Annotated in this window: 1 protein-coding gene and 1 pseudogene; one reads left to right on the forward strand and one right to left on the reverse strand. The window is 69.1% G+C overall.

Annotated elements, in window-relative coordinates:
- Positions 1 to 53: 53 nt before the first annotated feature.
- Positions 54 to 4,115 carry an ATP-binding cassette domain-containing protein gene (locus FZ029_RS29050; RefSeq protein WP_247892550.1) on the reverse strand — a complete coding sequence of 1,354 codons (4,062 nt, stop codon included), beginning with the start codon at positions 4,113 to 4,115 and terminating at the stop codon, positions 54 to 56.
- 340 nt (positions 4,116 to 4,455) lie between these two features.
- Here FZ029_RS29050 and FZ029_RS29055 point away from each other — a divergent pair.
- Positions 4,456 to 9,338: pseudogene (locus FZ029_RS29055) on the forward strand (calcium-binding protein); the annotation flags it as partial.

The raw sequence follows: 9,338 nt of genomic DNA on the forward strand, positions 1-9,338 counted from the left end.
CACATCGAAAGCGAAAGAGGAAGGGGAAATCGAAGAGGAAGGATCGAAACGGGTCAGCGTTGCGGCGTGGCGGCGACGCCGGGCGGGCGTTGCAGCCCGATCCCGCCCAGCAGCGCCCCGGCGATGCCGTTGGCTACGCTGCTGCCACCCCCCGGACCAACCGGTCGGGGACCGGGCAGGCCGCCGGCCGGGTTGGCGGGTGCGATCATGCCGGCATCCATGGTCAGTACCGTGTCGGCCAGCGTCAGATGGCTCGGCCGGTGGGTGACCAGGAAGATGGTGCTGTGGCCGCGCAGCGCGGCCAGCGCCGCGTGCAGGGCCTTGTCCCCCTCGAAATCCAGCCGGCTGGCCGGCTCGTCCAGCAGCAGGATGCGCGGACGGCGGATATAGGCGCGGGCCAGGCAGATCTTCTGCGTCAGGCTGGGTGACAGGCGCAGCGACTGGTTGTCGCCGATGCGGGTGTCCAGCCCCCGCGGCAGCGCCTCCACCTCGTCCAGCGCGCCGGCCAGCGACAGCGCCCAGCGCAGCTCCGCCTCGTCGGCGGTCTGGTCGGCGAAGCGCAGGTTCTGGGCGATGGTGCCGTAGAACAGCGAGCTGGCCTGCGGCACATAGCCGATGGACTTGCGCAGGTCGACCGGGTCCATCTGGCGGATGTCGACGCCGTCGATCCGCACGTTGCCGGCCTGCGGCGCATAGAGCCCCAGCATCACCTTCAGCAGCGACGACTTGCCGGCGCCGTCCGAACCGACGATGGCGACGATCTGCCCCGGCTTGACGGTGAAGGTCACGCCGACCAGCGCCGGATCGGCGTCGTTGCGATAGCGCAGCGAGACGCGGGAGAAGGAGACCTCGCCCTTCAGCTTGCGCGGCTGCAGGGTGGCGCAGCGCGGCTCGCGTTCCGGCCGGATGTTCATCAGGCCGTTGATCTGGCGGGCGTTGGCGCGCAGCTGCTCGATGCGCGGCAGCATGGAGACGGCGGTCTGCAGCGGCACCATCACCCGCCACAGCAGCATCATCGACGCCATCAGCGCGCCCGGCGTCATGGCGCCGGCGAAGACCTGCAAGGCGCCGACGCCGACGGTGGCGAGCCCGGCGATCGGCACCACCAGCCCGGCCAGCGCCGCATGAGTAGCCGACAGGTTGGCGGCGGTGTGGCCCGACCGGGCGGTGCGGGCCGACAGCCGGTCATAGCGGTCGCGCCAGTGGGCCAGCCCGCCGATGGCGCGCAGGGCCGGCATCTTGGCGACCATCTCGACGAAGAATTCCTGCCGTTCGGTGTCGGCCCGCGCGGTGGTGCCGGTGCGGGCGCGCACCAGCGGGTGGACGGCGGCGCCGATGGCGGCGGTCACCAGCACGGCGGCCAGCGGCACCAGCGCCAGCGGCCCGCCCAGCATGGCCATCACTCCCAGATAGAACAGGGCGAAGGGCACGTCGAACAAGGCCGCGACCTGCCCCTGGCTGATGAAGTCGCGGATCGACTCCAGATCCTTCACCCGGGCGATCTGCGTGCCGATGGCGGCGCGCTCGCTCAACCCCACCGGCAGCATCAGGATGCGCTCGATGGTGGCGTTGCTGATGCTGCGGGCGATGCGCGACCCGGCATGGGCCAGCGCCCGGCCGCGGATCTGGCGCAGGGCGAAATCGCCGGCGATCACCAGGAACGCGCCGACGGCGATGGTCGCCAGCGTGTCGAAGGATCCGGTGCCGATGACCTTGTCGTAGATCGCCATGGTGAAGAGCGGCGCGGCGACGGACAGCAGGTTGATGACCGCGCTCAGCCCCAGCACGGCCCACAGCAGCGGCAGATAGGCATGGATGACCGTGCCGACCCAGTTCTGGTTGCCGGCGCCGGCCGCCGCCTCCAGCGGGGTGAAGACATAGGCGGTGCCCTTGCCGAAATTCAGCAACACCGTCTCGCGCGACCGGCCGCTGAAGGCGGTGACGCCGTCGGCGTCGGCGGACAGCAGGGTGTAGATGCCGCCGTCGCGGGCACGGAACAGGCAGGGCAGCAGCGACGGCTCCGGCCGGCCGAGATCGAAGCGCAGGCTGCGCCCGTCGAAATGCAGGCGCTGGAGAACGTCGCACAGCTCCTCCACCGTCTGCACCTCGGAGAAGTGGGGCAGTGCCTCCGCCAGCGTCTGCGGCGCGCCGCGCCAGCCCAGCGCGTCCAGCAGCGGGACCATGCAGGCGCCGACCGCCGAGGCTTCGGCCAGCCGGCGGCGCAGGATGTCGCCATCGTCACGGGCGGCGCGGATCGGCTCCGCGGCGGTCCTGGCCTCCGCCTCGGCCGCCGGGGCGGAGGCGGTGACCAGGGCTGGCTGCACGCCGACGCTTCCGGCATCCGGGTTGCGGGTGACGGCATGGCCGTCGACGATCTGCACCACCCGGTCGGCCAGCGACAGCAGCGACGGACGGCTGGTGACCAGCAGGATGGTGACGCTGCCGCGCAGCTCGTCCAGCGCGCGGCGGAACGCCTTGTCGGACTCGACGTCGAGGGAGGAGTTCGGCTCGTCCAGCAGCAGCACGGCCGGTTCGCGCACCAGCGCGCGGGCAAGGCAGATCAACTGGCGGGCGCCGCGTGGCAGCGCCTCCTGCGAGGCGTCGCCGACGATGGTCTCATAGCCCTGCGGCAGGCTGGCGATGCGGCGGTCGAGGCCCAGCCGGCGGCAGACCTCCATCGCCAGATCGGCCCGGCCGGGGTCGAACAGGGTCAGGTTCTGCAGGATGGTGCCTTTGAACAGCTCCGGATGCTCGCCGACATAGACGACGCCGCCGATGCCGATCATGGCATCGGCCTCGGTCAAGGCGCGCACGCCGACCCGCACCTCGCCCGAACTCGGCCGCAGCACGCCCAGGATCAGGCGCAGCAGCGTGGTCTTGCCCGAACTGTTGGTCGCCACCACGCCCAGGAACTCGCCCGGCCCGACGCTCAGCGACAGGCCGCTCAGGATCTCCGGCCCGCGATCGTAGGCGAAGCGGACCTTGTCCATCTCGATGGAGCCGGGGGCCAGCGGCATGGTGACCGCGCCCTCGGACGTGCCGCCCGCGCCGGTCTTACCCGGCTGCGCCGCGGCACCGTCAACTCCGACCTCCAGCAGGACATGGCCGATGCGGCGCAGGGCCAGCGACACCGACTGGTAGCGGACCCAGCGGTCGAACAAGGCCTGCACCGGCTGCACGCAGCGTCCGGCCAGCATCGAACAGGCGGTGAGCACGCCGGTGGTCATCGCCCCGTCGATCACCGAAACGCTGCCCAGGATCACCACCAGCATCATCGTCGCCTGCGCCAGCGTGGCGGCGACGACCGAGGCCGTGCCGCTGAGCCGCGCGACGGTGAAATCCTCCTCGCTGCAGCCCTGCTGCAGGCGTTCGTGGCGGCGCAGCAGACCGGCCTCGGCCCCCAGCCCCTTCACGGTATGGACGCCGGCCAGCACCTCGCTGATGAAGTTCAGGCGCCGTTCCTCCAGCGTGTGGCGGCTTTCCAGCGCCCGGCGCATCCGCCGGCCCAGCATGGCGCCGACGATCAGGAACAGCGCCAGCACCGCCACCGGGATCACCGCCAGCCAGCCGGCCAGCAGGGCGATCAGCCCCAGGTAGAGAACGGCGAAGGGAATGTCGATGGCCGACTGCAGCGCCTGGCCCGAATAGAATTCCCGCACCATCTTGATGGCGCGGTAGACCTCGAAATGGGTGCCGATCCCCTGTTGGGAAAAGGCGTTCAGCGGCATGTGCATCAGCCGGTCGATCAGCGACGCGCTCGACCGATGCTCGATCCTGGCGCCCATCCAGGTGGTCAGCGCCGAGCGCGCGACGCGCAGGATCGCCTCCATCACCGCCGCCGCCCCGCAGCCGAGGCCGAGCAGAAGCATGGTGCCGTACGACTCGTTCGGCAGGATGCGGTCGTAGACGTGCAGCAGCGTGACCGGCAGCGCCAGCGCGAAGATGTTCAGCGCGAAGGACGCCAGGACCAGCATCGCCCGGTCGCGGCGCGGCCCCAGCATGCCGGACAGCAGGCGTCGGGCCGCCTTTTCGGCCGCCCGGTCGCTGCCGGAGGACGCATTTGCCGCGGCGGTACGCGGTGCGGTGCGGATGGTGGACGGGGCTGCGGACTGCAAGACGACCAACCTGTTCACGGAGTTAACCGGGCGCTAATCAACACCACAATTGCTAGTGATAGGTAAATCCGCGAATAGCAACAAAAGGCAACCGAGTGACAAAATGTGTTAGGCGCACCCCTTTCGAACCTGCGTGAAAGGGGAAAGAAACCATGTGTTTTCAATGGTCTCCACCAGCTTCGCACCGCTGCGGCAGAACCCGCGCGAGGGTCGTCCCACCACGCAAGCTGTTGAAACTCATCACAGGATGTCTCTTATCACAAGCAAGTCAGGGCGCTAGAACCTAGGGTCGTGACGAGTGGCGTGGTGCGACTTCGCATCCCTCTTATGGAGCGGTCCGATGGCTGAGGAAGCGGTTCAAGGCAATGTCCCGGCGGTCGACGATCGTCAGATCCTGGACGATCTGACCCTCCTGCAGCAGGTTGACGGCACCCGGCTGGGTGGCGTCATCCACGAGGCGAGCGCCGTCCAACTGCAGCGGCCCGACGACACGCTGGGCTATGTCCAGACCGACTACCGCGGCGCCGAGGATCTGATGGTCGGCGGCGCGGTGCAGACCGGCACCGTCGTCGGCGAATCCGTGGCGGTCGCCTCCGACCGGGCGGTGAACGCACTGCTTCTGAACGGCGATGTCCTGCGCACCGAAGGCACCCGCGGCTCCGGCCCGGCCGGCCCCGAAGGATCGGGCCTGTCGGCGGGGGAGAGCCGCGAGGCCACCGGCAGCGCGGTGGAGCGGGCGGAACTGCTGTCAAACGCGCGCACGACGACCACCTATACCGAACTCGCCGTCGCGCTGCCGGAAATCCCCGTGCCCGAGACGCCCGATCAGGTGATCGACGACGGAACCGTACCCAACGCCGACCCCGTCACCTTTCTGGACGCCGCGACCGCCGCGCCCGACCTTACCGCCGCTGCCACCACCACCACCACCACGCCGGCGCCGGTGTCGGACACGCCCAGCCTCACGGTGAACGGCGTGTCGGGCGACGAGGACACGGCCATCGCCCTGAACATCGCCGCCGCCCTGACCGACACCGGCGGGACGGAGGTGCTGGCCGTCACCCTGTCCGGCATTCCGGACGGGGCGGTGCTGCGCGACGGGTCCGGCGCGGTGCTGACGGTGGTGAACGGCAGCATCGTGCTGACCTCCTCGCAGATTCCCGGCCTGACGCTGACCCCGCCGCCCAACAGTGGCGACAGCTTCTCCCTGACCGTGACCGCCACCAGCACCGACGGCAGCGCCACCCCCAACAGCGTCACCACCACGCTGCCGGTCACCGTCAATCCGGTCTCCGACACGCCGACGCTCGGCGTCGCGGCGGTGACGGGGGCGGAGGATACGCCGATCCCGCTGACGATCAGCCCGGCCCTGACCGACACCGACGGATCGGAGACGCTGAGCGTTACCATCGGCGGCATCCCGGACGGGGCGGTACTGACCAACGCGGCCGGCGAGGCGCTGACCATCTCCGGCGGCTCGATCACCCTGACGCCGGCCCAGCTGGCCGGTCTGGCGATCACGCCGCCGCTGAACAGCGACGCGGACTTCACCCTGACGGTCACCGCGACCAGCCGGGACGGCACCGCCGCTCCGGCCAGCACCAGCATGCCGCTGGTGGTCACGGTGACCCCGGTGACCGACACGCCGACGCTGACGGTCAGCGCCGCTTCCGGCATCGAAGACACCGCCATTCCGCTGACGATCAATCCGGCCCTGACCGACCTCGACGGGTCGGAAACGTTGAGCATCACGATCAGCGGCGTTCCAGGCGGCGCGACGCTCAGCGCCGGCACCCACAATAGCGACGGTACCTGGACGCTGACCCCGGCCCAGCTCGCCGGCTTGACCATCACGCCGCCTCAGAACAGCGACGTGGACTTCACCCTGACCGTCACCGCCACGGCAAAGGACGGCACGGCCGACCCGGTATCGGTGACACAGACCCTTGCAGTGGCCGTCGCGCCGGTGTCGGACACGCCGATGCTCACCGTCCAGACGGCGGCAGGCGACGAGGACACGGCGATTGCCCTGACGATCAATCCGGCCCTGACGGACACGGATGGATCGGAAACCCTGAGCATCACCATCTCCGGGATTCCGGACGGGGCGGTGCTGACCAACACAGCCGGCGAGGCGCTGTCCATCTCCGGCGGCTCGATCACCCTGACGCCGGTCCAGTTGGCCGGTCTGAAGATCACCCCGCCGCAGAACAGCGACGAGGACTTCACCCTAACCGTCACCGCTACGGCCAAGGACGGCGATGCCGGTACGGCAAGCACCAGCGCGCCCCTGCTTGTCACCGTCAACCCGGTGTCGGACACGCCGACGCTCACCGTCAGCAATGTCCAGGGCAACGAAGACACCGCCATCCCGCTGACGATCAGCCCGGCTCTGACCGACACCGACGGGTCGGAGGCGCTGACGATCTCCATCGCCGGAGTTCCGGCCGGGGCGACGCTCAGCGCCGGCACCCACAATGCCGACGGCACTTGGACTCTGACTCCGGCCCAGCTGTCCGGCCTGACGATCACGCCGCCGTCGAACAGCGACGTGGATTTCACCCTCACCGTCACTGCCATCGCCAAGGACGGCGTCGCCACCGAGGCAACCAAGAGCGAGATCCTGCACGTCACCGTCGATCCGGTGACCGACACCCCGACGCTGAGCGTTACCGCCGCGCAGGGTAACGAAGACACTGCCATTGCGCTGGCGATCAGCCCGGCGCTGACCGACACTGACGGCTCGGAAGCGCTGAGCATCACCATCAGCGGCATCCCTGCCGGTGCGATCCTCGGCAATACGGCGGGCGATGTGCTGACGGTCACCGGCGGCTCGATCACGCTGACCAAGGATCAGCTTGCCGGCCTGACCGTCACGCCGCCGTCGAACAGCGACGTGGACTTCACCCTGACCGTCACCGCCACGGCCAAGGACGGCACTGCCGATGCGGTATCGGTGACCCAGACGCTGCCGGTGACCGTCAATCCAGTGTCGGACACCCCGACGCTGAGCGTCACTGCCGCGCGTGGCAACGAAGACTCCGCCATCGCGCTGACGATCAGTCCGGCGCTGACCGATCTAGACGGCTCGGAAGCCCTGAGCATCGTCATTGCCGGCGTTCCGATCGGGGCGACGCTCAGCGCCGGCACCCACAATGCCGATGGCACCTGGACGCTCACCCCGGCCCAGCTGACCGGCCTAACCATCACGCCGCCGTCGAACAGCGACGTTGACTTCGACCTGACGGTGACCGCCATCGCCAAGGATGGCGTTGCCGTCGCAGCGACCAAGAGCGAGATCCTGCATGTCACCGTCGATCCGGTGACCGACACCCCGACGCTCTCCGTCACCGCCGCGCGTGGAAACGAAGACACCGCCATTGCACTGACGATCAACCCGGCCCTGACCGACACCGACGGGTCGGAGGCGCTGAGCATCGTCATCGCCGGCGTTCCTACCGGCGCGACGCTCAGCGCCGGCACCCACAACGCCGACGGCACCTGGACTCTGACTCCGGCCCAGCTGACCGGCCTGACGATCACGCCGCCGTCGAACAGCGACGTGGACTTCGACCTGACGGTGACCGCCATCGCCAAGGACGGTGTCGCCACCGAAGCGACCAAGAGCGAGACCTTGCACGTCACCGTCGATCCGGTGACCGATACGCCGACGCTGAGCGTCACCGCCGCGCGTGGAAACGAAGACACCGCCATTGCGCTGACCATCAGCCCGGCCCTGACCGACACCGACGGTTCGGAAGCCTTGAGCATCGTCATCGCCGGCGTTCCTACCGGCGCGACGCTCAGCGCGGGCACCCACAATGCCGACGGCACCTGGACTCTGACTCCGGCCCAGCTCGCCGGCCTGAAGATCACGCCGCCGTCGAACAGCGACGTGGATTTCACCCTCACCGTCACCGCCATCGCCAAGGACGGCGTCGCCGCCGAAGCGACCAAGAGCGAGACTTTGCACGTCATCGTCGATCCGGTGACCGACATGCCGACGCTCTCCGTCACCGCCGCGCAGGGTAACGAAGACACCGCCATCGCGCTGGCGATCAGCCCGGCGCTGACCGATCTGGACGGCTCCGAGGCGCTGAGCATCACCATCAGCGGCATTCCCGCCGGTGCCATGCTCGCCAACACGCTGAACGGCACGCTGACGGTCACCGGCGGCTCGGTCACCCTGACCAAGGAGCAGCTTGCCGGCCTGACCGTCACGCCGCCGTCGAACAGCGACGTGGACTTCGACCTGACGGTGACCGCCATCGCCAAGGACGGTGTCGCCACCGAAGCGACCAAGAGCGAGACCCTGCACGTCACCGTCGATCCGGTGACCGATACGCCGACGCTGAGCGTCACCAGCGCGCGTGGCAATGAAGACACCGCCATCGCGCTGACGATCAGCCCGGCCCTGACCGACACCGACGGCTCGGAAGCCTTGAGCATCGTCATCGCCGGCGTTCCCGCCGGAGCAACCCTCAGCGCCGGTACGCACAATGCCGATGGCACCTGGACTCTGACGCCAGCCCAACTGTCCGGCCTGACGATCACGCCGCCGTCGAACAGCGACGTCGATTTCGACCTGACGGTAACCGCCATCGCCAAGGACGGCGTCGCCGTCGCAGTGACCAAGAGCGAGACCTTGCGCGTCACCGTCGATCCGGTGACCGATACGCCGACGCTGAGCGTCACCAGCGCGCGTGGCAATGAAGACACCGCCATCGCGCTGACGATCAACCCGGCGCTGACCGATACCGACGGTTCGGAAGCCTTGAGCATCGTCATCGCCGGCTTTCCTACCGGCGCGACGCTCAGCGCCGGCACCCACAACGGCGACGGCACCTGGACGCTGACCCCGGCCCAACTGTCCGGCCTGACCATCACGCCGCCGTCGAACAGCGACGCCGATTTCGACCTGACGGTGACCGCCGTCGCCAAGGACGGCGTCGCCGTCGCAGCGACCAAGAGCGAGACTTTGCACGTCACCGTCGATCCGGTGACCGATACCCCGACGCTCTCCGTCACCAGCGCGCGTGGCAATGAAGACACCGCCATCGCGCTGACGATCAACCCGGCGCTGACCGATACCGACGGTTCGGAAGCCTTGAGCATCGTCATCGCCGGCGTTCCTACCGGCGCGACGCTCAGCGCCGGTACGCACAACGCCGACGGCACCTGGACGCTGACTCCAGCCCAGCTCGCCGGCCTGACGATCACGCC

The organism is Azospirillum sp. Sh1 (assembly GCF_008365135.1).
GTDB classification, from domain to species: Bacteria; Pseudomonadota; Alphaproteobacteria; order Azospirillales; family Azospirillaceae; genus Azospirillum; species Azospirillum oryzae.